Here is a 22500-nt window from a genome sequence, read left to right as displayed (position 1 = left end):
TCACCAAAGCGTCTCACAGCGGCTTTCCTTTCCCTAACCACTTTTATGGCTCTCGCCTTGCAGACTACGATCAACGACGACCGCGACGGATCGGCGTTGGTCGCATTCGCACTCCTGTTCCGATTTTTCACCATCTGGAGCAATTTCGCCGCCGGTCTGGTGATGGGTTGGATCGCGTCGGGTCGCCACATTCCGCGGGCGGCGCTGTTTGCGCTCGCGACCGCGCTGACCATCGTCGCGCTGGTCTATTGGGCCCTGCTTGCGGCAGACCATCATCCCGTTGGGCTCGACTGGTGGACCAACCTTGCCTTTCATGGGCTGATCCCAGCCGGGGTGATCGGCTGGTGGATGGTCGTCACGCGGCATGATGCCGCTCGCTGGGCCTTGCTGCCTTTCGTGATGATCGCCCCGGTGATCTACACGATGTTTGCGCTCGGTTACGGCGAGTTGACCGGGTTCTACGCCTATTTCTTCCTCGACAAGAGCGCACTTGGCTGGGGCCAATTGCTGGCCAATATCGCCGGCCTGGCGCTGTTCTTCATGGCCATGGGCGCGGCGCTGATGGGCATCCGATCCCTCGTCGGGCGCGGACCCCGCCCTAGCGTCGCCGCTTGAGTACGAGGTAGAGCGCACCCTCGCCGCCGTGCCGGATATGGGCGCGTCGTATAGCGGTGATCGCATTCTCGTGGCGGCTGGCAGCAAGCCAGTCGAGGATCTTGGCACGGATCGCCCCACGCTTCGCGGCGCGATCAGCAGGGTCGACGGGCCGCGAGCGCCCGGCGATCAGCAGCACCACGCGGGCGTCCATCGCGAGCGCCTGGTCGAGCCCGCTCATCAAGCGGTCATAGGCTGCATCGAGCGAAAAACCGTGCAGGTCGAGCGTGAAGTCAGGCTGGATCGCGCCCGACTTGATCCGCCGATCCCAATGGCCATCGAGGCCGGAATCGTGCTGCATCGCTTGCGGAGCGGGCGGCGGGGCTGGTCTCGGCGGTGCTGGTTTTGGGCTTGGTCTTGCGGGCCTGGCTGGCACCGGCTTGAGCGGCTCGGCCTGCTTTACAGGTGGCCGTACTCGGCCCTCCATCGGAGTGACGCTGGCCGCAAGCTTGGCCCAGGCGGCAGCTTCCTCGTCGCTCAGCCCCCGCGGAATGCTCATCGCTGCGCTTCGAGGCGGGCAACCGTCCCCTTTGGCACAAGCACTAATGCTTCGCCGCGCGCGCTCATCCCGCCCGCGATCCGGCGCGCATCTTCGCCCGCGCCCCAGAAGGTGTCGAACCGGTTGGCACCCTTGATCGCACCACCGGTGTCCTGCGCAATCCACAAGCCGTTCGCTTCCTGGCGATCCATCTTGAGCCAGACCGGCGCGCCGAGCGGCACGAACTTGGGATCGGCGGCGACCGAGCTTTCACGGCGCACCGGCACGCCAAGCGCACCAAGTGGGCCGTCGCCTTTCAGCTCCCGGAAGAAAATCCAGCTCTTGTTGAGATTGAGGATCTCATCCGCCTCGGTCGGATTGTCGCGCAGCCACGCCATGATCCCCTGCATCGAAGTGGGATAGGCCGTATCCGGCCCGATCAGGCCGCGCTGGCGCATGACCGCGCCTATACCGACATACTCGCGCCCGTTCTGCCCGGCATAGCCGATCCGGATCACCTCGCCCGTCGGCGTGCGCAGGCGGCCCGAACCCTGGATCTGGAGGAAGAAGAATTCGATCGGATCGGCCGCCCAGGCGATCTCGAGACCGCGCCCGGCGATCGCACCGCTCTCGATCTCAGAACGCTCGTAATAGGAAACGAACTTCCCGCTCGCATCGTAACGACCGAGCGGCGGGCGCCCGGTACGCTCGGCCTCGGGCATGTCGTCGGGCCACGCGCGCACCAGTTCGGGTGGCATGGAATAGACCGGTTGCTCGCAGCCCGGCTGGCGGGTCCTGCAGCCGGCAATCTCGGGCTCGAAATAGCCCGTGGCGAAGGCCGAGCCATCGCCGACCCGCGCGGTCTCGAAATGCGTCACGAAGAACTCGGTGGCGCGGCCGACCGGCCAGGTCAGGGCGGCATCACAGGCGGGCTTCCAGTCGCCGCCGTTGGTCAGGCCGCTCGCATCAGCGCGGGTCAGCAGTTTGGGGCAGGATTCGAGGAAGCTCGCAAGGCCGGTGCCAGCATCGCCGAGCGTCATGCCGAGCGCACCGACGCTCGGCCCGCGGACCACTCCGGCGAAGTTTGCGCTCTCGACCGAGGTCGCCGACGGCGGGGTCGGGGTAACAGGTGTCGGCGGTGTACTCTCCGGCACCAGCCGCACGCATGCCGACAGGGTAAACAGCGCCGCGAGCGCCAGCCCCTCCGAAGGCCAGTGCCGTATCATCCGCTCCTCCCTCAATGCGGTTGTGTGGGTGAATTAGCCTTCGTCGGTCTCGTCGAGCAGCCAGTCGGGACCGGCTGCATCGATATTGCGCGAGAACGTCCAGATGTCGCGGCTTTCAACGGCGTCGTCGAGCGAGCCGGCGATGACATTGCCATCCTTGTCGCGCGTCACCGCGGCAATATCGGCGATGAATAATACCGCGACCCGCGCGATGCGACCATCGAGACCGGCCGAGTGGATGCGGGTCTCTTCGATCCGGATCAGCTTGTTCTCGAGCGTGTGGCCTGCCGACTCGCGCCCGTCGATCGCAGCCGAGAAACTGGCGTAGACGTCATCGTCGCACAATTCCTTCAGCGTCGCCTTGTCGCCGTTCCAGAAGGCTTCGAGCACCATGCCGTAGGCACCCTTGGCGCCTTCGAGGAAGTTGATGATGTCGAACCGCGCATCGGCAGCAGCAATTTCGCGCACCCCGCGCTCGACCGCCGGTACCGCTCCTTCGAGTCGCGGCATCACGTTACGAGCCGGTTGGGCGACTGCGGCCGTCGGCTGTGCCTCTGGAGTCGAGCTGTCGGGAGCGTCGAAACGCTTGGGTATGACTTCCTCTTCGTGCTCGGCCCGCTGGCCCAGCACAGAATAGAGCCTCAGCCCGAGAAAGGCTGCGATCATGGCGAGGATGACAATTTCAACTATCACGAGTCTACCTGGCAATCTGGCGTTCTAATCTGCACAACGCCGCAATGTTCCCCTTGGTGCCCTAAATAGGGTCGAATTACAATTCGACAACGGCAATTCCGGAGGATTTGAGCCACTGCAAGCTCTCCATTTGTCGCATAGCCCGCTTGAGCCGCTGCTGAACGGCGGGCGCACCATGCATCTGTTGCGAGCGCGCCCCAGCAGTGCTAGGCGCGCCGCCGAGCCGCACCACCTGCGGCAGTCATAGACATCATAGCACGAAAGTTATCTCATCATGGCCGACGAAGGCGACGTCCTCACCGATATCGATACCGCAGCAGCAGCCAATGGCGCCGACACCGGCCCGGCCGCCGGAATCATCACGCAATATGTCAAGGACATGTCGGTCGAAAACCCAAATGCTCCGGCTGTCTACCAGTGGACCGAGCAGCCGCAGATCGACCTGCAGTTCAACATCGGCGCTGACACGGTCAACGAAGAGATCACCGAGGTCGAACTCAAGATTAACCTCTCCGCCACCACTTCGCAGGGCAATGCCTATCTGGTCGAGCTGGTCTATTGCGGCCTCGTCGGCATTCGCAACATGCCCGAAGATCGCAAGCACGCCTTCCTGTTTGCAGAGGCTCCGCGCCTGCTGTTCCCCTTCGCCCGCCGCGTAATCGCCGACGCCGTCCGCGATGCCGGTTTCCCGCCGCTGATGATGGACCCGATCGACTTCAACGGTCTCTACCTCCAGCAGCTCGCCGCGAAACAACAGCAGGACACCACCGCCGCAGGCGAAACACCGCCCGCCGGCGAAGCCTGATCAGGGCGCTAGCGGGGCCGCCCAGGTGAGCCTGCTCAAGAATGTGGGGACCATCGGCGGGCTGACCGCGGTCAGCCGCATTTTCGGCTTCGTCCGCGACATCCTGCTCGCCCGGGTGCTCGGCGCGGGCGGGGTCGCGGATGCCTGGCAACTCGCGTTCCAGCTTCCCAACCTGTTTCGCCGCTTGTTTGCGGAAGGCGCCTTTGCCAGCGCCTTCGTGCCGCTGTTCAACCGGCACATGACCGAGGGAGAGCCGGAGGCGCGGCGGTTCGCCAGCGAAGTGCTCGCGATCCTGCTGCCGATCCTGGTGTTCTTCGGCGGGTTGATGATGCTGGGAATGCCGTGGATCCTGTGGCTCTTCGCCAATGCCGACCTGCGCGCCGATAGCGAGAATTACGCGCTGGCCGTCACGATGGGGCAGATCGCCTTTCCCTATCTGATGTTCATGAGCCTGGCGACGCTGACCGCCGCCGTGCTCAACTCGCTGTCGCGCTTCGCCGCTGCCGCCGCGGCACCGATCATCCTCAACATCTGCCTGATCACCGCGCTTACCTGGGGGGCGATCCAGGCCGACAGCGAGGCGACGCGGCAGATGACCGGCATGTTCCTCGCCATCGCCGTTTCGGTCAGCGGGTTGCTGCAATTGCTGTGGCTCGGCTTCTGGATGCGCCGCGCTGGGTTTGGGATTCCCTTCGCCCGTCCGCGCGTGACCCAGCGCGTGAAGGAGATGGGCGTACTCATCATCCCCGCCGTGTTCGGCGCAGGCGTTTACCAGATCAGCCGCTTCATCGACCTGGCCTTCATCCGCGGCCTGCCCGATGGATCGCTCACTTACATGGCCATGGCCGATCGCTGGAACCAGCTGCCGCTTGGCATTATCGGCATCGCTCTCGGCACGGCGATCCTGCCCGCGCTCAGTCGGTTCATCGCGCGCGAGGAAAATGACGAGGCGCAGCGTCTGCAATCGAACGCGATTGAGCTTGCCATGCTGCTGACCGTGCCTGCCGCCGTTGCACTGTTCTTCACCGGCAGCGCCTTCGTCCGCGTGTTCATGCAGTCTGGCGCATTCACGATGGAGGATGCGGCGATCACGGGAACGGTGGTCTCGGGGCTCGTCATTGGCCTGCCCGCCTATGTGCTGGTCAAGGTACTCACACCCAATTTCTTCGCGCGCAAGGATACCCGGACCCCTGTCATCACCGCCGCGATCAGCCTGGTGGTGACAGTCGCGCTCAATCTCTACCTTGTCCCGCGGATCGGCGTGCTGGCGCTGGCCGTATCCGGATCGATCGGCGCCTGGGTGAATACCGTGCTGCTCTATGGCATCCTCGCGCGCCGAGGCTTCTTCAGCATGAGCCAGCGCGTGGCCGGTCGGATCGGGCGGATCGTGCTCGCCGCAGCGCCGATGGGGGCTGCGCTGTGGTACGCGATGCAGATGGGCGATCCCTATTTCACCGGCACGACCGCCGAACGCGGGTTCTCGATCCTGGCGCTCGCGGCGATTGGTATCGCGACCTACGGGATCAGCGCGGCGCTGCTCGGCGTACTCGACAAGGCGACCGTCCAGCGCCTAATGCGCCGCCAAGCCTAACCCGAACAGAGAATTTATCCATGCGCGTCGTTTCCGGTATCCAGCCCACGGGCAATCTCCACCTCGGCAATTACCTGGGGGCGATCCGCAATTGGGTGCGCATGCAGGACGAGATGGAGCCGGGCAGCGAATGCCTGTTCTTCCTGGCCGACCTGCACGCGATTTCGATGCCGCACGAACCGGCCGAGCTCTATCAGGGCACTTTGGAAATGGCCGCCGCGCTGGTCGCCTGCGGGATCGATCCGTCGCGCTCGGTGCTGTTCAACCAGGCCCAGGTTCCAGCCCATGCTGAATTGCAATGGCTGCTGGGCGGTACGGCGCGAATGGGCTGGCTCAACCGCATGACGCAGTGGAAGGACAAGGCGGGCAAGAACCGCGAAGGTCAGTCGATTGCCCTGTTTACCTATCCGGTCCTCCAGGCCGCCGACGTGCTGCTCTACCAGGCGACGCATGTGCCGGTCGGCGAGGACCAGAAGCAGCATCTCGAACTGGCGCGCGACATCGCACAGAAATTCAACAACGATTTCTGCACCGAGGACGCGCCGGTCTTCACTTTGCCTGATCCGATCGTCCCGCCCGAAGCGGCGCGGATCATGAGTCTCCGCGACGGCAGCGCGAAGATGTCGAAATCCGATCCATCGGAGATGAGCCGCATCAATCTCGTCGACGATGCCGACACGATCATGCGCAAGATCAAGAAGGCAAAGACCGATCCCGAACCGCTCCCGAGCGAGATCGGCGGCCTGGAAGACCGGCCCGAGGCGCTCAACCTCGTCACGATCTATGCGGCGGTGACCGGTGACTGCCCTGACGCGGTCCTGGCGCAGTTCGGCGGACAGGGGTTCGGCGCGTTCAAGCCCGCGCTTGGCGAACTCCTGGTCGAGACGCTTGCACCCATTTCGGAGCGCTTCCGCGAGCTCAAGCAGGACCGCGAGGTACTCGATGCGATTCTCGCTCGCGGGGCAGCCAAGGCGCGAGATATGGGGGGGTCGACCCTCGCTGCCACATACAAGGCACTGGGTCTGGTACGCGGCTAGAGCCCCCTGGGCCCGAGCAAGGGTCTGAAATCGGATAACAATTGTTAAGGCGGGCGTTCAATGGCCATTCAGGCCATCTTCTTTACAACACGCCCTATCGATGACAGCCTGCGTCCGGCATGAGGGGCGGTGCGTTTGCGCGTCAGTTGTTTTCGAAGGATAAACAAATGAAATTCTCGATCAAAGACACTTCCCGCGCGCTCAAGCTCGCCAGCGTGCCGCTCGTGCTCGCCAGCCTTGCTGCATGTGCCACGCCGTTCAAGGCGGACGTGTCGCGCTTCCAGTCGCAGATGCCGGCGCCGCAGGGCGAGAGCTTTGCCGTTGTGGCCGATGATCCGGCGCTCGCCGGCGGGCTCGAATTCGCGCAATATGCCGACTTCGTCGAAGCGCAGATGGAGCGCCTGGGCTATGCCGAGGCCGCGTCGCCCGAAAGCGCCACGCTGCTGGTGCGGCTCGACTACGGTGTCGACAAGGGCCGCGAGCGAGTTCGCACGACCAACACCGGATTCTACGACCCGTTCTGGGATCCATGGTACCGCTATCGCAGCCCGTTCTATCACTCGCGCTATTACTCGCGTTTCCGCCCGAGCGGTTACTGGGGCTACGGCTTCTACGATCCGTGGTTCGGCGGCCCCGAGGTGCGCAGCTATACCGTGTACACCAGCGGTGTGGACATGAAGATCGATCGCGCTTCGACCGGCGAACGCCTGTTCGAAGGCAAGGCCGAAGCGGTTTCGACCTCGAACCGGCTGCAGTATCTGGTTCCAAACCTGGTCGAGGCGATGTTCACCGACTTCCCGGGCAATTCGGGCGAGACCGTGCGCATCACGATCAAGCCGGAGAAGGAAAATACGGTCCGCCGTATCAACTGACCCGGAATTTCAGAGTAACAAAGTAGGGCGGCTCCAGCGATGGGGCCGCCCTTCTCTTATCGGGAATGCCTCAGGACGCGCTGCACTGCCCAACTGATGCAGGTGACGTAAAGCGCGCCCTCCATCATCGCCGTGCCGAGCTGGCTGAACATGTAGAAGCTATCCTCGCCGAACAGCGGGCCCAGTTCTCCCACCGCGATCCGCGATGCGGGAAAGCTCGCCTCGATCTCGGCAAGGCTGCGGCCGAACAGCTTCCCACCCGACAGAACCACTGCGGCGCCCACCCCGGCACCGAACAGTGCGGTCGCGAGGACATGCGTCATGCGGCCCCATGCCAGCCTGCACGCCGCAGCCGTCATCAACCCCGCGGCAACCCCCAGTGCTGCGCCTTCACCCATGCCGGTTACCGACGACAACTCGATCCCGGTCACGGCCGAAATGCCGGACTGTGCGAGCACCTGACCCAGCGCGCCTACGGCAAGCCCGCCGGCACCTCCGCCCAGCGTCAATGCCAGGTAACCTGGGCCGCGCCAGGCGGCGGCTGCGCCCATGCCGACCCCGATGGCAGAAGCGCCCAGAACAGCGAGCGCAATCGTCAGGATGACGACGGTCGCGATCGACCCGAACCCACCCTGGGTCGCCATTATGCCGTAAAACACCCCGCCGATTGCCCCGGCAGCGGCTCCGCCCATAGTTGCAGCACCCGCGATACGACCGCCGGTCGACGCAAGATCGTCGACCTCGTTGGCAGCCTCCTCCGCCGCGTGGTCCTTTACCGCGGCTACGAACCGGTAGCCGTGCTTGGGCACTGTCTGGATGAAGCGGGGGCTGCCCGGCGTGTCGCCCAAGGACCTTCTCAAGCTGCGAATGCACTGGGTCAGAGCTTCGTCGGTCACCGGGATGCCGCGCCATACCTCGCCCATGAAGCGATCCTTGGAAATGAGTTCCCCCGGATGGGCGGCAAGCAATGCAAGCGCATCGAAATAGCGGTTGCCCAGCTCCACGACTTCGGCTCCGCGCCGCAGCTGGCGGTTGGCCAGATCGAGCTCGAACTCGGCAAAATGCAACACGGTGGGCTGCAGGTCCATGCGCTCCCCTCTTCCCGACCGGAGCTATGTCACGCCGGGGCGAAAGGGAAGCTTTTCAGCGATTTCTCAGGATTTCCTCATGTCGCTCAACCGGGAAACAGGCAGTCATGACGGCATGAACGACACCGCAAGCGCAACCACGGACAAGGCTCACAATACCCGCTGCACAAACGGTTGGCGGATTGCAGGATGGGGCGCACTCGGCGCCCTGCTGGCGCTTCCCGCTATCGCCATGCAACTGACGGGCGAGGTGCAATGGACCACCAGCGATTTCATTGCCGCGGCGGTCATGCTGGTCCTGCTCGGCGCAGGGATCGAGCTCGGCTTTCATTTCTGCCGCGAGGGATTGCATCGTGCAGGGGCGGTGCTTTCTGCCTTCGTCGCCTTCTTGACCATCTGGATCGACATCGCCGTCGGGATCATTGGCGATGGCCCGATCAACCTTGCCTTCTATGCCATGCTCTTGGCGGCACTGGTGGCCGCTATCCTCGCGCGCTTTCGCGCCGCAGCGGCGATGTGGATCGCCGCCACGCTGGGCTTCGGGCAATTGGCGGTCGGACTGGCGGCGGAGTTGGGAGGTTACCCCGACTGGTTCGGCCCGGTCTTCTTTGCCGCCTGGTGGGCGCTCGTCGCACTGCTGTTTGGAAAAGCCGCCGCGGAACACAAGTCCACGGCGGCCTGAATTGGGCGCAACTGCGCGCGCGGCCGAGGCGCCTGCGCGGCGTGCACGACAGCCCTTCCCGCGTTTACTAGCGGGCCGGGCGGATCAGCGGATGGCAAGCTCTGACATAAATTCCCGTTCGGGTTTGATGGCCGAAAGCTGGCGCAGACAGACCACGCGATCAAGCCTGCGGCTTCGGACCCAACTCATCCTCGTCCCACATATCGGCGATCGCGATCAGTCGGTGCAGCAGTTCTTCAGGAAGCGGACCGACCTTTCCCAGCTCTGGATGGCCGGGAATCGGGCCTTGCGGAGCGACGCCCTGTTCCAGCGCCCGCCGCGCGGGCGCCACGGCCTCATCCGTCTTGCCGATCGCGTAAAGGATCATGGCCTGCCCGGCATTGCCGGCGAACGGCTTGTCGAAAGGGCGGCCTCGCTCTGCCTGCGCGCGCGCGTCCCAGCGATCGAGCGTGTCGAGCGCCCGCGCGTAGCGCGACGCATCGGCAAGGTAGCCAATCAGGAAGGCATATTGCATCGACACATGCGCCGCGATGGTCGCGTCATCGAGGTCGATCAGGCGGTCGAGCGCGATGAGGCCGTCTTCCTGGCGTCGCGCTTCGAAATGGGCCAGGGCTTCGGCCTCGAGGGCAGCGAGCTGGCGGGTGAATTCGTCCCACTCCTCATCGCTGCATTCATCCATGACGGACCTCTCAGAGCTTGCCGTGGCCCCCGGTCGAACCGAAGCCACCTGCGCCGCGCTCGGTTTCGTCGAGGCTGTCGACCTCTTCCCACGCGGCCTGCGTGACCGGTGCCAGCACCAATTGCGCCACGCGGTCGCCGCGCGCGATCGGGAATGGCTCGGCACCGTGGTTGATCATGATCACCTTGAGCTCGCCGCGATAGTCGCTGTCGATCGTGCCCGGCGTATTGGGCACGGTGATGCCGTGTTTGAGCGCGAGGCCCGAACGCGGCCGCACCTGGATCTCGTAGCCTGCGGGGATCGCCATCGCCAGGCCGGTCGCGACCGCATGGCGAGCGCCGGGCGCCAACGTCACATCCTCGGCCGAGACGACATCCATGCCCGCAGCGCCGCCGGTTGCGTAGCGCGGCAGGTCCAGACCTTCACCATGCGGGAGGCGGGTTACTCTTACGGCAACCCTGTCAGTCATCTTCGCCGGTCGAATTCAGCGCTGCTGCAATCCGTTCGGCGAGGGCCAGGGCAACATCGATCTTGGGCATTTCGTCCAGCTGTTCGATTTCATCGCCCATGACAATGGTGACCTGGTTCTTGTCCCCACCCATGACATCGCCCGAGACGTCGTTGGCAACGATCCAGTCGCATGCCTTGCGCTTGCGCTTGCGGCGGGCGTTGTCGAGCACGTCCTCGGTCTCGGCGGCAAAGCCTACCACCAGCTGCGGACGTTCCTTGCCCGCGGCGACATTGGTGAGGATGTCGGGATTCTCCTCGAGAATGAGCGCCGGCGGCGCGGAGCCGCGCTTCTTCATCTTTTCGGAACGATATTCCTTGGGCCGCCAGTCGGCGACCGCAGCGACCATGACAGCGGCATCGGCGGGAAGCGCTTTCTTGACCGCCTTGTTCATGTCTTCCGCGCTCTCGACGTCGATACGCTTGACCCCCGCGGGCGTCTTGAGCGCAACCGGACCGGCGACCAGCGTCACCTTCGCGCCGAGCGCGGCAGCCGCAGCAGCAATGGTGAAGCCCTGCTTGCCCGACGAGCGATTGGCGATGTAGCGGACCGGGTCGATGGCTTCCCAGGTCGGGCCTGCCGTGACGAGTACGTGCTTGCCCTCGAGCGGACGGTGGTCCTTCGCGACCGCAAAGCTCTCGCCATCGAGCGCGTCCTCCGCGGAGGATTCGACATCGGCCAGTTCGACCGGCGCGGCGGCGGCTTCGCCCGGTACTGGCTCGGGTGCGTCCTTGTTGTCGCTGACTTCGTGATTGATCGCCTCGGCGTCGGTCGGCGGGGCAGACTTCGCCGCACCCTTCTGCGCCATCAGCGGCCCTTCGAGATCGGGAACCGCATCGGGATCGACATCGTCTTCGACCGGGAGTTGTTCGCTTTCTTCGAGCGCCGCCTCTTCAAGCTCGGCAGCGGCTTCCGCCTCGAGGAACTCGGCTTCGATATCTTCGGCCGACTTCTTGGGCGTCGAGCGCGGGATGATCGAGGACAGCAGTCCGCCCAGCCCGCCGCCGCGCGGTGCAACCTCGGGCTCGATCGCTTCGACTTCTTCCTCGACAACCGGTGCCGATGCAGCCTTGGCGGCAGGAGCTTCCACCTCGATGCCGAAGTGCGCGGCGATCGCGGCCCAGATCGCCTCGGGTTCGGGCAGTCGGCCATAGCCGAACTCGCCGCAGGCCATCGCGCCCTCATCCGGGTGCAAGACCTCGACCCCGGCCTGCTTGAGCCATTCGACATTGCGCTGGGTCGTCGCGTGCTCCCACATGCGCACGTTCATCGCGGGGACCGCCATGACCGGCTTGTCGGTCGCGAGGATCAGCGTGGTCGCCATGTCATCGGCAATACCTGCAGCCATCTTGGCGAGCAGGTCGGCGGTCGCGGGGCAAACCACGACCAGATCCGCTTCGCGGCTGAGCTGGATATGCCCCATCTCGGCTTCGTTCTTAAGGTCCCACAGCGTGGTGTGGACCGGATTCTCGGACAGCGCCGCCAGCGCCATCGGGGTGACGAACTGCTGTCCCCCCTCGGTAATCACGCAGGTGACGTCGCCGCCGCCCTTGCGGATCAGCCGGACGAGCTCGCACGATTTGTAGGCCGCGATACCGCCGCCCACGACCAGCAGGATTTTCATGTCGGTGCCGCTCAAAGGACCATTCCCATGCCAGCGGGCAGCGAAACGCACATGATTATCGCCGAGCTCCCCTCGTCAAATACCTTCGCGCCCTGCCTAGCGACGGGACGCGTTCCCGCCAAGCCTGCGGGGATAGTGGTTAAATTTTACCTAGCACTGTCCTAACATCCGGCTAACGTTGGCATCAATCACATGAGGGGGAGATTTCATCATGGCTGTCGTCCTGCGCGCATTATTGTTCCTCGGCGGGCTGTTTTTCGTCCTCATGGGGATCGGATTCCTGTTCGATCCGGTGGGATCAGGGGCCGATTTCGGCATCGCGCCGAATGGCACGCTGGGTCTAGCCTCGATCCGGGCCGACATGACCGCCTTCTTCATCGTCGCGGGCGGCTGCCTGATCTGGGGCGGCTGGGCGCGCAAGGGCGATCCCTTGCTGGTCACCGCCGCGCTGATGGGGATTGCGATCATCGGGCGCTTGCTGACCCTGTTCGTCGACGGACCGCATGACGACTGGTTTCTTCCGATCATCGTCGAGTCGGTGACGGTGATCCTGGCGCTGATCGGCAGCCGGGTGTTGCCGCACACTGCGCTGATGGGCGATGCCGACTAGGCGGGCTTGCGCGCGCTCGTGACCAGGTCGCGCAGTGCTGCGGGCACCCAATAAAGGCCGACGAACCACGCCGGGACAACCATCAGGCCCCAGTAGAAATTGTTCTCGCGCCCAGCGATCATGAACAGCAGGCCATAGCCGGCAAACAGGAGCAGCGCCTCGAGCCCGATGCGCTCCTTCAGAGCGGCCCAGCCGAGCAGGGGCAGAAACATCAGCGGCGCCCCCAGCCAAGCCGGTAGGAGGTAGAGACCGCTGGTCAGCGTGATCGATTCCAGCCATCCCTGTGGCCCGCGCAGGGCGAGCCAGGAAGGTGAAAGCTGATCGGCGTCGCTGGTCAGCTGCGCGACGGTCCCGACATGAATGGCAAGCAGCACCAAGAACAGGAGCGCGAGCGCAACCCATGCCCCGGCCTCACGCCAATCGCGCCGCCACAATGCGAGCGCGCCCATCAGCAACACAAACGGCAGCGCGTGTTCGCGGATTGCGAGCGCCAGTGCGGCCGCGACCCAGGCGGCGCGCCACTTCCCAGGCCGTTGAAGTGCGAGGGCGATTGCCAGCAAGACGCCGGACCAAAGCTCGTGCAACACGAAGTAGATCGGCTTGTAGCTGACGGCGATTCCGAGCAACACCAAGCCCACCGCGATCATCTTGCGCGGCGGGCGCGCAATGATCGGCGAAAGCCTGCGCCACCAGGCCCAGACAAGCAGCAGGCCGAGGATCGCAGCCATGGCCCATACACCCCCGGGGCCCACCGCCGCGCTGATGGTCGCGAGAGTTGGCAGCCGCACCGCGAAGCCCGGGCGTACCGGGAAGTTGCGCGCGCGCTGCTCCTCGACTGCTACGTCGTAATAATTCTCACCCGCTGCCACGCGCTCGATAATGACGTCATAAAGCGCGAGATCGGTGTCGCGGCCGGACCTTTCGTCTGCAGCGACAGGTGCACTGGTCGGCGCGGCGGCTGCCGGTGCTGTCCCCTGCCCGGTCACAGGCGCGCGATATAACAGGGCCGCGGCGAGCAGGACGATCGCCGTGAAGGCGAGCAAGGCCAGCGCCTGCCCGCGCGTCCACTCGGCGAAACGCGTCGCTTCGCCCATTCGCTAGCCGATCCAGCCCAGCGATAGCGCCCCGGCGACCGCTCCTGCACCGATCGCGGCAGCGAGCACATAACCGAGCCATCCGCGACCTTGCCGCTCGCGCCGCTCCCACATCAGTTCGATATCGGGCAGCGGCGGCGGCTCGGGCGCACCGCCCTTGGGCGGGAAGCGATCCTCGATCCGGCGGATCAAGTCAGGCAGACGCAGCAGTGTTTCGGTATCGGTACGGATGCGGTCTGCCAGCGCCGCTTCCGGCCCCAGCTCGTCGCGGATCCAGCTGCGCACATAGGGCGCGCTGACCTCCCACATGTTGATCTTGGGATTGAGCTGGGTGGCAATGCCTTCGACCATCACCATGGTTTTCTGCAGCAGCAGCAAATGCGGCTGGGTCTGCATGTCGAAGTCGCGCGTGATCGCGAACAGCCCGTCGAGCATCTGCCCGACCGAAAGCTCGCTCACCGGCTTGCCGCGCATCGGCTCGCCCACTGCGCGCAGCGCGGTCGCGAACTCGTCGACCGAGTGATAGCTCGGCACGTACTGCGCCTCGAAATGGATTTCGGCGACGCGGCGGTAGTTGCCGGTTGTCAGGCCGTAGAGGATCTCGGCCAGCCACGCCCGTGCGCGCCGGTCGATCCGCCCCATGATGCCGAAATCGATCGCGACGATGGTGCCGTCGTCTTCGACGAACAGGTTCCCCTGGTGCATGTCGGCATGGAAGAAGCCAGCGCTGATCGCCTGGGTGAGGAAGGCGATGACAAGTCGCGAGGCAAGCTGCGGCAGGTCGTGGCCGCGTGCCTGCAGCTCCTCGATCTTGCTGATCTTGACCCCGTCGACCCATTCGACCGTCATCACGCGGCCATTGGTGCGATCCCAATCGATGTCGGGAATGCGGTAACCCTCGATCCCCTTCATCGCCTCGGCCAGCTCGGAGGCCGAGGCCGCTTCGCGCCGCAAGTCGAGCTCGCGGTTGGTCCAGCGCTTGAAATTGGCAATGGTGAGGCGGGGACGCAGGCGCGCGGCCTCGCCGCCCATTGCCTCGACATGCGCCGCCGCCCATTCATAGGTCTGGATATCGCGCTCGAACCGCTCGCGAATGCCCGGACGCAGCACCTTGATCGCGACCTCGCGGCCCTCGGTCGTCACCCCGCGGTGGACCTGCGCGATCGAGGCCGCACCGACCGGTTCGGGATCGATCGAAGCGAAAAGTGCGTCGATCGGCTGGCCGAAGCTCGCCTCGATCACCGCCTCGATCTGTTTGAACGGAACGGGCGGCAGGCTGTCCTGCAAGTGGAGGAGATTGCGCGCCGCTTCCTCGCCGACGAGGTCAGGACGCGTGGCCAGCGTCTGGCCGAGCTTGATCGCAGCCGGGCCGATATCCTGGAATGCCCCGGCATAGTCGGGCACGCGCGGCGGGAACGTCCCGAGCCGCGCAATCCGCGCCAGCCGCTTGACCGGCGGCGGCGTGTTGGGATCGCGTTCGATCCCCTGGAGCGCGCCGTGGCGGCCCATCGTGCGGCCCCATTTGAGGAGCCGAAAGATATGGGTACTTGGCCGCGTCACCCTATACTTTCCAACCCGAGTGGATCGCGACGAGGCCGCCCATGATCGGTTCGACCCGCGTGTTCACGAAACCTGCTTCGCGGATCATGCCCTCGAATTGCGGCATGGTCGGGAAGCGGCGGATCGATTCGATCAGGTAGCGATAGCTGTCCTCGTCACCCGCGATCGCCTTGCCGATCTGCGGGACGAGTTTGTGCGAATAGAGGTCATAGGCCTCCTTGAATCCCGGCCATTCGGTGGTCGAGAACTCAAGGCAGAAGAACCGCCCACCGATCTTGAGGACGCGGTGCGCTTCCTTCAGCGCTGCGGGGATATCGGTGACGTTCCTGATACCGAAAGCAATCGTGTAGGCATCGAACATGCGCGCCGGATAGCTCAGCACCTCGGCATTCTGCTGCGACCAGGTCAGGCCGGTCAGCCCGCGCTCGACGGCGCGCTCGATCCCGACGTCGAGCATGTCCTGGTTGATGTCGGCCACCGTCACCTCCGCTCCGCGCGCGGCCATGCGGAACGCGATATCGCCGGTGCCCCCGGCCATGTCGAGAATCGCCTCGCCCGACTGCGGCTTCACGCGCCGGACAAAGCGATCCTTCCACAGCCGGTGCATGCCGCCCGACATGGCGTCGTTCATCACGTCATACTTGGCCGCGACATTGGAAAAGACTGCGCCCACGCGCCGGGTCTTCTCCTGCGGATCGACATCTTCGTAGCCGAAGGAAACTTTATCAGTCATCGCCGGGCGCCTTAGGATGAATTGCGGGCGCGGCAAAGGGTGTTAAGGGAAGGAAATGCCGGAACTTCCCGAAGTCGAAACCACTGTGCGCGGGCTCGCACGCTTCATGCAGGGCGAGCGGATCACGCGCGTCACGCTCAACCGGCCCGACATGCGCCGCCCGTTCCCGCCCGAACTGGTACAGGTGATGACCGGCGCACAGATTACCTCGCTCTCGCGCCGCGCCAAATACGGGCTCATCCACACCGACCGCGAACAGACGCTGGTCTTCCACCTGGGCATGAGCGGACGCTGGCGGATCGATCCCGAGGAAGACGACAAGCACGACCATCTGGTGATCGAAACCGCGAGCAACCGCTTCGCGCTCTGCGACCCGCGCCGCTTCGGTTCGGTCGACCTGATCGGTACCGGCGCGCTCAACGAATGGGCGCCCTTTGCCGCGCTCGGTCCCGAGCCGCTGGGCGACCAGCTTTCGCCTGCCTACCTCAAGGCGGCACTCTCCGGCCGCAAGCAGGCGATCAAGCTCTGCCTGCTCGACCAGCGCATCGTCGCAGGGCTCGGCAATATATATGTATGCGAGGCGCTGTGGCGCGCCGGGATCAGCCCGCGCAAGGCAGGCGGCCGGGTGACACGCCCGCAGCTCGAACGCCTGGTCCCCGCCATCAAGGAGGTGCTGGCGCAGTCGATCGATGATGGCGGCTCGTCATTGCGCGACTACGCCACGCCGACCGGCGAACTCGGCTACTTCTCCACGCGCTTCGACGTCTACGACCGCGAGGGCCAGCCCTGTCGCCGCGACGATGGCGGCACGATCAAACGGTTCGCCCAGGGCGGCCGCAGCACGTGGTACTGTCCCAAGTGCCAGAAGTGATGGTGGCGCGCCTGCGGAGGGGCGGGAATAGGTTGACGATTCGCCCTCTCGCTACTATGTGCGCCGCTTTCCGGCGTGAATCGCCGTTTTTGCAAACAGATTAATCAGGAAATCGGTCGCCGCTTGGGTGACCCGAAACAAGGACGAACATGGCCAACACGCCGCAAGCCAAGAAGCGCATCCGTCGCAACAACCGTCGTGCCGAAGTCAACGGCGCGCGCATGAGCCGCATCCGCAGCTTCGTCAAGAAGGTCGAAGCCGCTTGCGAAGCCGGCGACAAGGAAGCTGCCGCCACCGCCCTCAAGGCTGCACAGCCTGAAATGGCGCGCGGCGTCGCTCGCGGTGTGCTCCACAAGAACACCGTTGCACGCAAGATGTCGCGCCTCACCAAGCGAGTCGCAGCACTCTGATTCGCTCCGACCCGGCCGGGTCGCGATCGATTTTACAACATTAGGGCCGCCCCGTTTGGGAGAGGCCCTTTGTTTTGTGTCGGATATGTGAACACTCCTGGTGGCCTGTCGAAGCGTAACCCTAGGAAACCTCACGATTCGCACCCGGCCGAACACCAAAATCTATATTTTTCAAATATTTAAACGCAAGTCTGCGGGGTTGCGGCGAGTCAACCGATTTATTTCAGATTTTTTGCACTATCCCCCCTTGTGTGAATCGCTCAGGCGTAGATAAATCCAAATCACACCCGGGGCGGGACAGCCTGGGTTCTTACAGATCGGCTCGATGGGGGGAAGCTCGGGATACCGTTTCCGAGCTAAGGCGAAGCTTTGCCCGTCGCATTAGAATTGGGGTCACTCTGGATGTATTTCCGGAGGCGGGATAGGATTGTCTGAACGATGGCGCAGAACGGCGATAATGGTCGCGCATTTAAACGGAAAGTGGATGAGGATCTGATGGAAGACGCCGAGGCGGTAAATCTCGCTGCCGATTGGGCGGACATCAGCCAGGGGCTGCGCAAGGACTTGGGGCACCAGTTGCACAGCCAGTGGATCAAACCGATCCAGATCGGTGGCATCGACAAGGACACAGGCACGCTCGATCTGTTCCTGCCGACCGAATTCTCGGCCAATTGGGTCAACGACCGATTCCACGACCGGCTGCAGCTGGCATGGAAAATCGCCCGCAGCGAAGTGCGCAAGGTTCGCGTCCAGGTCCACCCGGGCCGTCGCCAGATCCACGAACTGCGTCTCGATGGTGGCCGCCGCGCCGCCAACGATGGCGGCGACACCAGCGCGATCGCAGTTGCCGCAGGAACGATCGGCGATGCCGGTTTCACCAGCTCGGTCGGCCTCGACCCGTCGCTGACGTTCGCTGCCTTCGTCACCGGTGAGGCCAATGTGCTGGCCAAGAACGCGGCCGAGCGCATGGCGGCCACCGAACAGCCGCAATTCTCGCCGCTCTATCTCAAGGCCGCGACCGGCCAAGGCAAGACGCACCTGCTCCACGCCATCGGCCATGCCTATCTCTCGGCACATCCGCGGGCGCGCATTTTCTACTGCTCGGCCGAGCGCTTCATGGTCGAATTCGTCCAGGCGCTGAAGCAGAACCAGATGATCGAGTTCAAGGCGCGGCTGCGCAGCTTCGACCTGCTGCTGGTCGACGACATCCAGTTCATCATCGGCAAGGCTTCGGCGCAGGAAGAGCTGCTCTATACGATCGACGCGCTGCTGGCCGAAGGCAAGCGCCTCGTCTTCGCCGCGGACCGCGCGCCGCAAGCCCTGGACGGGGTCGAACCGCGGCTGCTTTCGCGGCTGTCGATGGGCCTCGTTGCCGATATCCAGGCAGCCGACATCGAACTGCGCCGCAAGATCCTCGAATCGAAGCTCACGCGCTTTGCGCCGCTCGATGTGCCCGGCGATGTGGTCGATTTCCTCGCCCGCACCATCACGCGCAACGTTCGCGAATTGGTCGGCGGTCTCAACAAGCTGATCGCCTACGCCCAGCTGACCGGCCAGGAAGTTTCGCTACAACTCGCTGAAGAACAGCTGACCGACATTCTATCGGCCAACCGCCGCCGGATCACCATCGACGAGATCCAGCGTACCGTGTGCCAGTTCTACCGGATCGACCGCAGCGAGATGAGTTCGAAGCGCCGGGCTCGCGCCGTGGTCCGCCCGCGCCAGGTGGCGATGTATCTCGCCAAGGTACTGACACCGCGCAGCTACCCGGAAATCGGGCGCAAGTTCGGTGGCCGCGACCATTCGACGGTGATCCATGCCGTGCGCCTGATCGAAGATCTGCGGCAGCGCGACGCCGATATGGACGGTGACGTCCGCAGCCTCTTGAGGCAGCTGGAAAGCTAATCAACAGGGGAATTTGGCCCGGGATAGGCGGGGGAATACATCCGCCTCCCTTCGGTTCGCTCCACAGGGTCTCAACATCATGTCGACAGGGTTGTGAACAGCCCTGTCGACAGGCTGTTCGCACGCTATCGACAGCCTATCGACATGCTTATTCACAAGCTCAGCCGGCAGTATATCCGCCGTCGACCACCATTTCGCTCCCGGTCATGAAGGCTGCCTTGTCGGAGGCAAGATAGGCCACTGCATGACCGATGTCGCTCGCCTCGCCCATTGACCCGAGGGCGTGGGCTGCAGCGATCTGGTCCCGGGCCTCATTCGCCCCCACACCCGTCGCCGCTGACACCCCTTCGATCACCTCGCTGCCCATCGCAGTGTCGATCACGCCCGGATGGATCGAATTCACCCGGATCCGCATCGGAGCGAGTTCCAGCGCCGCGCTCTTTGAAAATATGCGGACGGCCCCTTTCGAGGCATTGTAGCAGGCGGAATTCGCGCCCCCGACAAGCCCCATGATCGACGACATGTTGATTATCGAGGTGCCGCCTTTCCACTTGGGCGCACGATCAGCAAGCAATGGGATTGCCGCCTTCGTGCCGAGAAAAACGCCCTCTACATTGACCGCATGGAGCTTGCGCCATTCCTCGAGGCTGGTCTCGGATATCGGCTTCATCTGCAGTATGCCGGCATTGTTGACGAGAATATCCAATCCGCCCGCTTCTGCCTTGAGCCACTCCATCACCTCGGCCCAATCCGATTCAGAAGTAACGTCCTGAGCGCGCGCCATTCCGCCCAATTCGCTTGCCAGACCGGTCGGAGCGGACAGGTCGGTCAGCGCAACCCTTGCTCCCGCAGCCGCCAGCGCCCTCGCCGCCGCTTCGCCAATGCCGCGTGACGCCCCCGTTACAAGGGCGATGCGTCCATCCAGTTCACTCATCCCGATTCTCCCCGCGCAATATTGGCGAGACTGGCCGATCAAGTGAGCAATGTCATGGCGTTTCCATACCCACTCGCCTCGCGCCGAGAACTACCGTATGCGCTCGCCATGTCGCTGACCAATGAACGCCTGGACCGCTTTGCCCGCCATATCGTGCTGCCCGAGGTGGGTGGCGCGGGACAGGTGGCGCTGGCAGGCAAGAGCATCGCGGTGATCGGTCTTGGCGGGATCGGATCGCCGGCCCTGCAGTATCTCGCCGCGGCGGGGATCGGGCGGTTAGTTCTGATCGACGACGATATCGTCGATGCAAGCAACCTCCAGCGCCAGACGATCTTCACCACCCGCGATATCGGCCACGGCAAGGCGGTCGCCGCGCGCCGCTGGCTCGCCAATTTCGACGAGGCACTTAAGGTCGAAATCAGCGACAAGCGCATCGACGCCGGCAATGCGGCGGAGTTGCTGAATGGCGTCGATCTGGTGCTCGACGGAACCGACAATTTCGCCACGCGACTGGCTGTGTCGGACGCCTGCGTCGCAGCGGGGATTCCGTTGCTGTCGGCCGCGGTCGGGCGCTTCCAGGGGCAGGTCGGCGCCTTTGCCGGGCATTTGCCGGACGAAGCCTGCTATCGCTGCTTCGTCGGCGATGCCTTCGATGCGGACGACTGCGACACCTGCGCAGCCGACGGCATGCTGGGCGCGATGGCGGGTTGGGTCGGCACCTTTGCCGCGATGCAGGCGGTGCGCGTGCTGCTCGACGGTGTGAGCACCTTCGGCGATCCGCAATGGGGGCAGCTGCACCTGCTCGACGGGATGAAGCCCGGCATGCGGACGCTCAGGATTGCCAAGGACCCGAAGTGTCGGGCTTGTGCAAGATAACCGCGCCCTGCAATCCAGATGGCGAGATCCGCATTATCGCGCCGCAGAGTAATCGGTAGGTTCAGCCCATGACAGCCATCTCCATATCGCGTGTTCACTTGGACGGGCTTTCCACGCTGGCGGATATTGGACGAAGGACTTTCGAACAGACTTTCGCAAGCGGCAATAACCCCGAGGATTTCTCCGCTTACCTCAGCCGAGCCTTCTCCCATGAGCAACTCTCGCTCGAGTTAAGCAATCCTGGGTCGCGTTTCTATTTTGCGGAGACAGCGAACGGGGTCGCCGGATACTTGAAGGTCAATCACGGAAGCGCGCAGACCGAAACGGTTGAAGGCAAAACGCTGGAGATCGAACGCATTTATGTCGATACCGAAATGCAGGGAACGGGCGTTGGCAAGGCGCTCTTTCAGTTTGCGCTCGAGGAGGCGAGAGCCATAGGAGCAGACGCTGTATGGCTGGGCGTTTGGGAAGCCAATCCCAAGGCTATCGAGTTCTACTCCCGGCAGGGCTTTACAGCCTTTGGCGAGCACAGTTTCGCGATAGGCAATGACTTGCAGCGAGATATCTTGATGCGCCGGGAACTACGAGATTGGGATGGGATCGAGAGCTAGCATGATCGGTCCGATGTTCACCAAGGCGCGGACGTTCCCCTAGAGGCTTTCCTACTCGACACCCTTGATCGCACATTGTGGCGATGCGCTGTCCTGCACTCCATCCTGCCTGGACCACACCTCCAGCGGAAAGTCACACATCAGGGGTATCAGAACCCGCCCTCGCCCTAGGCATTTCACGGAAAGTCACACTTTCCAGAAGAGCGTTCCGTGTTCCACCCGGATCAGCGACCGAGCAATTCCTCCACCCATTGCGGCACCAACTCCCCCGCCCTGCCAAGCCGCGATTCGTGGAACCAGTGCGAGCCCTCGCTGCGCTCGAGGTTCAACTCCAGCGTCCGCACACCGAGGTCGCGCGCATCGCGCACGAAACCCGCCGCCGGATATACCGCTCCCGAGGTGCCGATGCTGACGAACAGGTCCGCCTGCCGCAGCGCGGCGTAGATGCGCTCCATCTGGTAGGGCATCTCGCCGAACCAGACGACATCGGGCCTGAGCGTCGGCGCCTGGCACACCGGGCACGGCGGGCGTTGCCCGGTATCATTGGCCGACATCGGCGCATCCCAGGGGCTACGCATCTCGCACGAGGTGCACAGCGCGCTCTTGAGTTCGCCATGCATGTGCAGCACCCGCTTGGCACCCGCCCGTTCGTGCAAATCGTCGACATTCTGGGTGACGATCAGCAGTTCGCCCGAAAACTCGGCATCGAGCCGCGCCAAGGCTCCATGCGCCAGATTGGGCTCTTTCGTCAGCAGCGCCTCGCGCCGCATGTCGTAGAAGCCGAGCACCAGTTCCGGGTCGCGCGCAAACCCCTCGGGCGTCGCGACATCCTCGACCCGATGTTGCTCCCACAGGCCTCCCGCATCGCGAAAGGTATCGATCCCGCTTTCCGCGGAAATCCCTGCGCCCGTCAGGACAACGATATTGCGAATGTTTGCCATGCCGCCCATGAAGCATGG

At 64.1% G+C, this 22500-nt stretch carries 24 protein-coding genes; 12 read left to right on the top strand and 12 right to left on the bottom strand.

The window, feature by feature from the left end; all coding sequences use genetic code 11:
• The first annotated feature begins 57 nt into the window (after nucleotides 1-57).
• Nucleotides 58-615, top strand: coding sequence for a Pr6Pr family membrane protein (locus P7228_RS08510; protein WP_278014816.1), 558 nt, complete (start codon nucleotides 58-60; stop codon nucleotides 613-615).
• On the opposite strand, the gene P7228_RS08505 is transcribed toward P7228_RS08510, so the two are convergent.
• The 3 genes from P7228_RS08505 to P7228_RS08495 are packed head-to-tail and all read right to left on the bottom strand — an operon-like array spanning nucleotide 599 to nucleotide 3051.
• A complete protein-coding gene (locus P7228_RS08505; protein WP_278014815.1) occupies nucleotides 599-1153 on the bottom strand; it encodes a Smr/MutS family protein in 555 nt (184 codons plus the stop codon). The two genes, P7228_RS08510 and P7228_RS08505, sit on opposite strands and share 17 nt — an antisense overlap.
• Entirely contained in the window at nucleotides 1150-2358 is a 1209-nt protein-coding gene (gene mltA, locus P7228_RS08500; RefSeq protein WP_278014814.1) for a murein transglycosylase A, read from the bottom strand. The genes P7228_RS08505 and mltA overlap by 4 nt, the downstream gene beginning before the upstream one ends.
• A 33-nt stretch (nucleotides 2359-2391) precedes the next feature.
• On the bottom strand, nucleotides 2392-3051 hold the full coding sequence (locus P7228_RS08495) for a Tim44/TimA family putative adaptor protein (RefSeq protein WP_278014813.1): 660 nt from the start codon (nucleotides 3049-3051) through the stop codon (nucleotides 2392-2394).
• A gap of 274 nt (nucleotides 3052-3325) precedes the next feature.
• On the opposite strand from P7228_RS08495, the gene secB reads away from it, so the two are divergent.
• The 4 genes from secB (at nucleotide 3326) to P7228_RS08475 (ending at nucleotide 7356) form a co-directional block, all read left to right on the top strand.
• A complete protein-coding gene (secB, locus tag P7228_RS08490; RefSeq protein WP_278014812.1) occupies nucleotides 3326-3856 on the top strand; it encodes a protein-export chaperone SecB in 531 nt (176 codons plus the stop codon).
• 25 nt (nucleotides 3857-3881) lie between these two features.
• On the top strand, nucleotides 3882-5447 hold the full coding sequence (murJ, locus tag P7228_RS08485; RefSeq protein WP_278014811.1) for a murein biosynthesis integral membrane protein MurJ: 1566 nt from the start codon (nucleotides 3882-3884) through the stop codon (nucleotides 5445-5447).
• Nucleotides 5448-5467: 20 nt separating this feature from the next.
• Nucleotides 5468-6484 carry a tryptophan--tRNA ligase gene (gene trpS, locus P7228_RS08480; protein ID WP_278014810.1) on the top strand — a complete coding sequence of 339 codons (1017 nt, stop codon included), beginning with the start codon at nucleotides 5468-5470 and terminating at the stop codon, nucleotides 6482-6484.
• Between the two features lie 167 nt (nucleotides 6485-6651).
• Entirely contained in the window at nucleotides 6652-7356 is a 705-nt protein-coding gene (locus P7228_RS08475; RefSeq protein WP_278014809.1) for a DUF4136 domain-containing protein, read from the top strand.
• A 56-nt stretch (nucleotides 7357-7412) separates the two neighbouring features.
• On the opposite strand, the gene P7228_RS08470 is transcribed toward P7228_RS08475, so the two are convergent.
• A complete protein-coding gene (locus P7228_RS08470; RefSeq protein ID WP_278014808.1) occupies nucleotides 7413-8444 on the bottom strand; it encodes a winged helix-turn-helix domain-containing protein in 1032 nt (343 codons plus the stop codon).
• Between the two features lie 115 nt (nucleotides 8445-8559).
• Here P7228_RS08470 and P7228_RS08465 point away from each other — a divergent pair, with 115 nt between their 5' ends.
• Nucleotides 8560-9126: a hypothetical protein gene (locus P7228_RS08465; protein ID WP_278014807.1), complete on the top strand. Its 567-nt coding sequence runs from the start codon at nucleotides 8560-8562 to the stop codon at nucleotides 9124-9126.
• Between the two features lie 160 nt (nucleotides 9127-9286).
• Here P7228_RS08465 and P7228_RS08460 read toward each other — a convergent pair whose 3' ends face one another.
• The 3 genes from P7228_RS08460 to P7228_RS08450 are packed head-to-tail and all read right to left on the bottom strand — an operon-like array spanning nucleotide 9287 to nucleotide 11937.
• Nucleotides 9287-9805 carry a hypothetical protein gene (locus P7228_RS08460; RefSeq protein WP_278014806.1) on the bottom strand — a complete coding sequence of 173 codons (519 nt, stop codon included), beginning with the start codon at nucleotides 9803-9805 and terminating at the stop codon, nucleotides 9287-9289.
• Between the two features lie 10 nt (nucleotides 9806-9815).
• Nucleotides 9816-10274 (bottom strand): dUTP diphosphatase, encoded by a 459-nt coding sequence (gene dut, locus P7228_RS08455; protein ID WP_278014805.1) that lies wholly within the window; start codon nucleotides 10272-10274, stop codon nucleotides 9816-9818.
• Entirely contained in the window at nucleotides 10267-11937 is a 1671-nt protein-coding gene (locus P7228_RS08450) for a bifunctional phosphopantothenoylcysteine decarboxylase/phosphopantothenate synthase (protein ID WP_278017735.1), read from the bottom strand. The genes dut and P7228_RS08450 overlap by 8 nt, the downstream gene beginning before the upstream one ends.
• 211 nt (nucleotides 11938-12148) lie before the next feature.
• On the opposite strand from P7228_RS08450, the gene P7228_RS08445 reads away from it, so the two are divergent.
• Nucleotides 12149-12547, top strand: coding sequence for a DUF4345 family protein (locus P7228_RS08445; RefSeq protein ID WP_278014804.1), 399 nt, complete (start codon nucleotides 12149-12151; stop codon nucleotides 12545-12547).
• On the opposite strand, the gene P7228_RS08440 is transcribed toward P7228_RS08445, so the two are convergent.
• The 3 genes from P7228_RS08440 to P7228_RS08430 are packed head-to-tail and all read right to left on the bottom strand — an operon-like array spanning nucleotide 12544 to nucleotide 15934.
• Nucleotides 12544-13641 (bottom strand): hypothetical protein, encoded by a 1098-nt coding sequence (locus P7228_RS08440; RefSeq protein WP_278014803.1) that lies wholly within the window; start codon nucleotides 13639-13641, stop codon nucleotides 12544-12546. The genes P7228_RS08445 and P7228_RS08440 overlap by 4 nt on opposite strands.
• 3 nt (nucleotides 13642-13644) lie before the next feature.
• The gene (gene ubiB, locus P7228_RS08435) at nucleotides 13645-15201 is read right to left on the bottom strand and encodes a 2-polyprenylphenol 6-hydroxylase (protein ID WP_278014802.1); all 1557 of its coding nucleotides are present in this window, start codon (nucleotides 15199-15201) and stop codon (nucleotides 13645-13647) included.
• 1 nt (nucleotide 15202) lies between these two features.
• Nucleotides 15203-15934: a class I SAM-dependent methyltransferase gene (locus P7228_RS08430; protein WP_278014801.1), complete on the bottom strand. Its 732-nt coding sequence runs from the start codon at nucleotides 15932-15934 to the stop codon at nucleotides 15203-15205.
• Between the two features lie 55 nt (nucleotides 15935-15989).
• Here P7228_RS08430 and mutM point away from each other — a divergent pair, with 55 nt between their 5' ends.
• From mutM to dnaA, 3 genes are all read left to right on the top strand, one after another.
• On the top strand, nucleotides 15990-16805 hold the full coding sequence (gene mutM / locus P7228_RS08425) for a bifunctional DNA-formamidopyrimidine glycosylase/DNA-(apurinic or apyrimidinic site) lyase (RefSeq protein WP_278014800.1): 816 nt from the start codon (nucleotides 15990-15992) through the stop codon (nucleotides 16803-16805).
• 149 nt (nucleotides 16806-16954) lie between these two features.
• Nucleotides 16955-17215, top strand: coding sequence for a 30S ribosomal protein S20 (gene rpsT, locus P7228_RS08420; RefSeq protein ID WP_278014799.1), 261 nt, complete (start codon nucleotides 16955-16957; stop codon nucleotides 17213-17215).
• A 495-nt stretch (nucleotides 17216-17710) separates the two neighbouring features.
• Nucleotides 17711-19120: a chromosomal replication initiator protein DnaA gene (gene dnaA / locus P7228_RS08415; protein ID WP_278014798.1), complete on the top strand. Its 1410-nt coding sequence runs from the start codon at nucleotides 17711-17713 to the stop codon at nucleotides 19118-19120.
• Between the two features lie 160 nt (nucleotides 19121-19280).
• Here dnaA and P7228_RS08410 read toward each other — a convergent pair whose 3' ends face one another.
• Nucleotides 19281-20054, bottom strand: coding sequence for an SDR family oxidoreductase (locus P7228_RS08410; RefSeq protein ID WP_278014797.1), 774 nt, complete (start codon nucleotides 20052-20054; stop codon nucleotides 19281-19283).
• A gap of 108 nt (nucleotides 20055-20162) precedes the next feature.
• On the opposite strand from P7228_RS08410, the gene P7228_RS08405 reads away from it, so the two are divergent.
• Both P7228_RS08405 and P7228_RS08400 read left to right on the top strand, forming a co-directional pair.
• Nucleotides 20163-20930 carry a HesA/MoeB/ThiF family protein gene (locus P7228_RS08405; RefSeq protein ID WP_278017734.1) on the top strand — a complete coding sequence of 256 codons (768 nt, stop codon included), beginning with the start codon at nucleotides 20163-20165 and terminating at the stop codon, nucleotides 20928-20930.
• A 68-nt stretch (nucleotides 20931-20998) separates the two neighbouring features.
• Nucleotides 20999-21541, top strand: coding sequence for a GNAT family N-acetyltransferase (locus tag P7228_RS08400; protein WP_278014796.1), 543 nt, complete (start codon nucleotides 20999-21001; stop codon nucleotides 21539-21541).
• Nucleotides 21542-21765: 224 nt separating this feature from the next.
• Here the strand turns inward: P7228_RS08400 and P7228_RS08395 are convergent, their stop codons facing one another.
• Nucleotides 21766-22482 (bottom strand): NAD-dependent deacylase, encoded by a 717-nt coding sequence (locus P7228_RS08395; RefSeq protein WP_278014795.1) that lies wholly within the window; start codon nucleotides 22480-22482, stop codon nucleotides 21766-21768.
• Between the last annotated feature and the right edge of the window lie 18 nt (nucleotides 22483-22500).

The sequence above is a fragment of the Altererythrobacter sp. CAU 1644 genome, from assembly GCF_029623755.1.
GTDB lineage: Bacteria > Pseudomonadota > Alphaproteobacteria > Sphingomonadales > Sphingomonadaceae > Erythrobacter > Erythrobacter arenosus.
Note: the sequence above shows the minus strand (reverse complement) of the source record. Positions and strands in the feature narration are given on the sequence as shown.

What these genes read in the sequence shown, in the direction of transcription:
- P7228_RS08445 (WP_278014804.1), top strand. Translation starts at nt 12,149, where the DNA reads ATGGCTGTCGTCCTGCGCGCATTATTGTTCCTCGGCGGGCTGTTTTTC.
- P7228_RS08450 (WP_278017735.1), bottom strand. Translation starts at nt 11,937, where the DNA reads ATGAAAATCCTGCTGGTCGTGGGCGGCGGTATCGCGGCCTACAAATCG.
- trpS (WP_278014810.1), top strand. Translation starts at nt 5,468, where the DNA reads ATGCGCGTCGTTTCCGGTATCCAGCCCACGGGCAATCTCCACCTCGGC.
- P7228_RS08475 (WP_278014809.1), top strand. Translation starts at nt 6,652, where the DNA reads ATGAAATTCTCGATCAAAGACACTTCCCGCGCGCTCAAGCTCGCCAGC.
- P7228_RS08395 (WP_278014795.1), bottom strand. Translation starts at nt 22,482, where the DNA reads ATGGCAAACATTCGCAATATCGTTGTCCTGACGGGCGCAGGGATTTCC.
- mltA (WP_278014814.1), bottom strand. Translation starts at nt 2,358, where the DNA reads ATGATACGGCACTGGCCTTCGGAGGGGCTGGCGCTCGCGGCGCTGTTT.
- P7228_RS08460 (WP_278014806.1), bottom strand. Translation starts at nt 9,805, where the DNA reads ATGGATGAATGCAGCGATGAGGAGTGGGACGAATTCACCCGCCAGCTC.
- rpsT (WP_278014799.1), top strand. Translation starts at nt 16,955, where the DNA reads ATGGCCAACACGCCGCAAGCCAAGAAGCGCATCCGTCGCAACAACCGT.
- P7228_RS08430 (WP_278014801.1), bottom strand. Translation starts at nt 15,934, where the DNA reads ATGACTGATAAAGTTTCCTTCGGCTACGAAGATGTCGATCCGCAGGAG.
- secB (WP_278014812.1), top strand. Translation starts at nt 3,326, where the DNA reads ATGGCCGACGAAGGCGACGTCCTCACCGATATCGATACCGCAGCAGCA.
- P7228_RS08505 (WP_278014815.1), bottom strand. Translation starts at nt 1,153, where the DNA reads ATGAGCATTCCGCGGGGGCTGAGCGACGAGGAAGCTGCCGCCTGGGCC.
- dut (WP_278014805.1), bottom strand. Translation starts at nt 10,274, where the DNA reads ATGACTGACAGGGTTGCCGTAAGAGTAACCCGCCTCCCGCATGGTGAA.
- P7228_RS08465 (WP_278014807.1), top strand. Translation starts at nt 8,560, where the DNA reads ATGAACGACACCGCAAGCGCAACCACGGACAAGGCTCACAATACCCGC.
- P7228_RS08470 (WP_278014808.1), bottom strand. Translation starts at nt 8,444, where the DNA reads ATGGACCTGCAGCCCACCGTGTTGCATTTTGCCGAGTTCGAGCTCGAT.
- P7228_RS08410 (WP_278014797.1), bottom strand. Translation starts at nt 20,054, where the DNA reads ATGAGTGAACTGGATGGACGCATCGCCCTTGTAACGGGGGCGTCACGC.
- dnaA (WP_278014798.1), top strand. Translation starts at nt 17,711, where the DNA reads ATGGAAGACGCCGAGGCGGTAAATCTCGCTGCCGATTGGGCGGACATC.
- mutM (WP_278014800.1), top strand. Translation starts at nt 15,990, where the DNA reads ATGCCGGAACTTCCCGAAGTCGAAACCACTGTGCGCGGGCTCGCACGC.
- P7228_RS08400 (WP_278014796.1), top strand. Translation starts at nt 20,999, where the DNA reads ATGACAGCCATCTCCATATCGCGTGTTCACTTGGACGGGCTTTCCACG.
- P7228_RS08440 (WP_278014803.1), bottom strand. Translation starts at nt 13,641, where the DNA reads ATGGGCGAAGCGACGCGTTTCGCCGAGTGGACGCGCGGGCAGGCGCTG.
- P7228_RS08405 (WP_278017734.1), top strand. Translation starts at nt 20,163, where the DNA reads ATGTCGCTGACCAATGAACGCCTGGACCGCTTTGCCCGCCATATCGTG.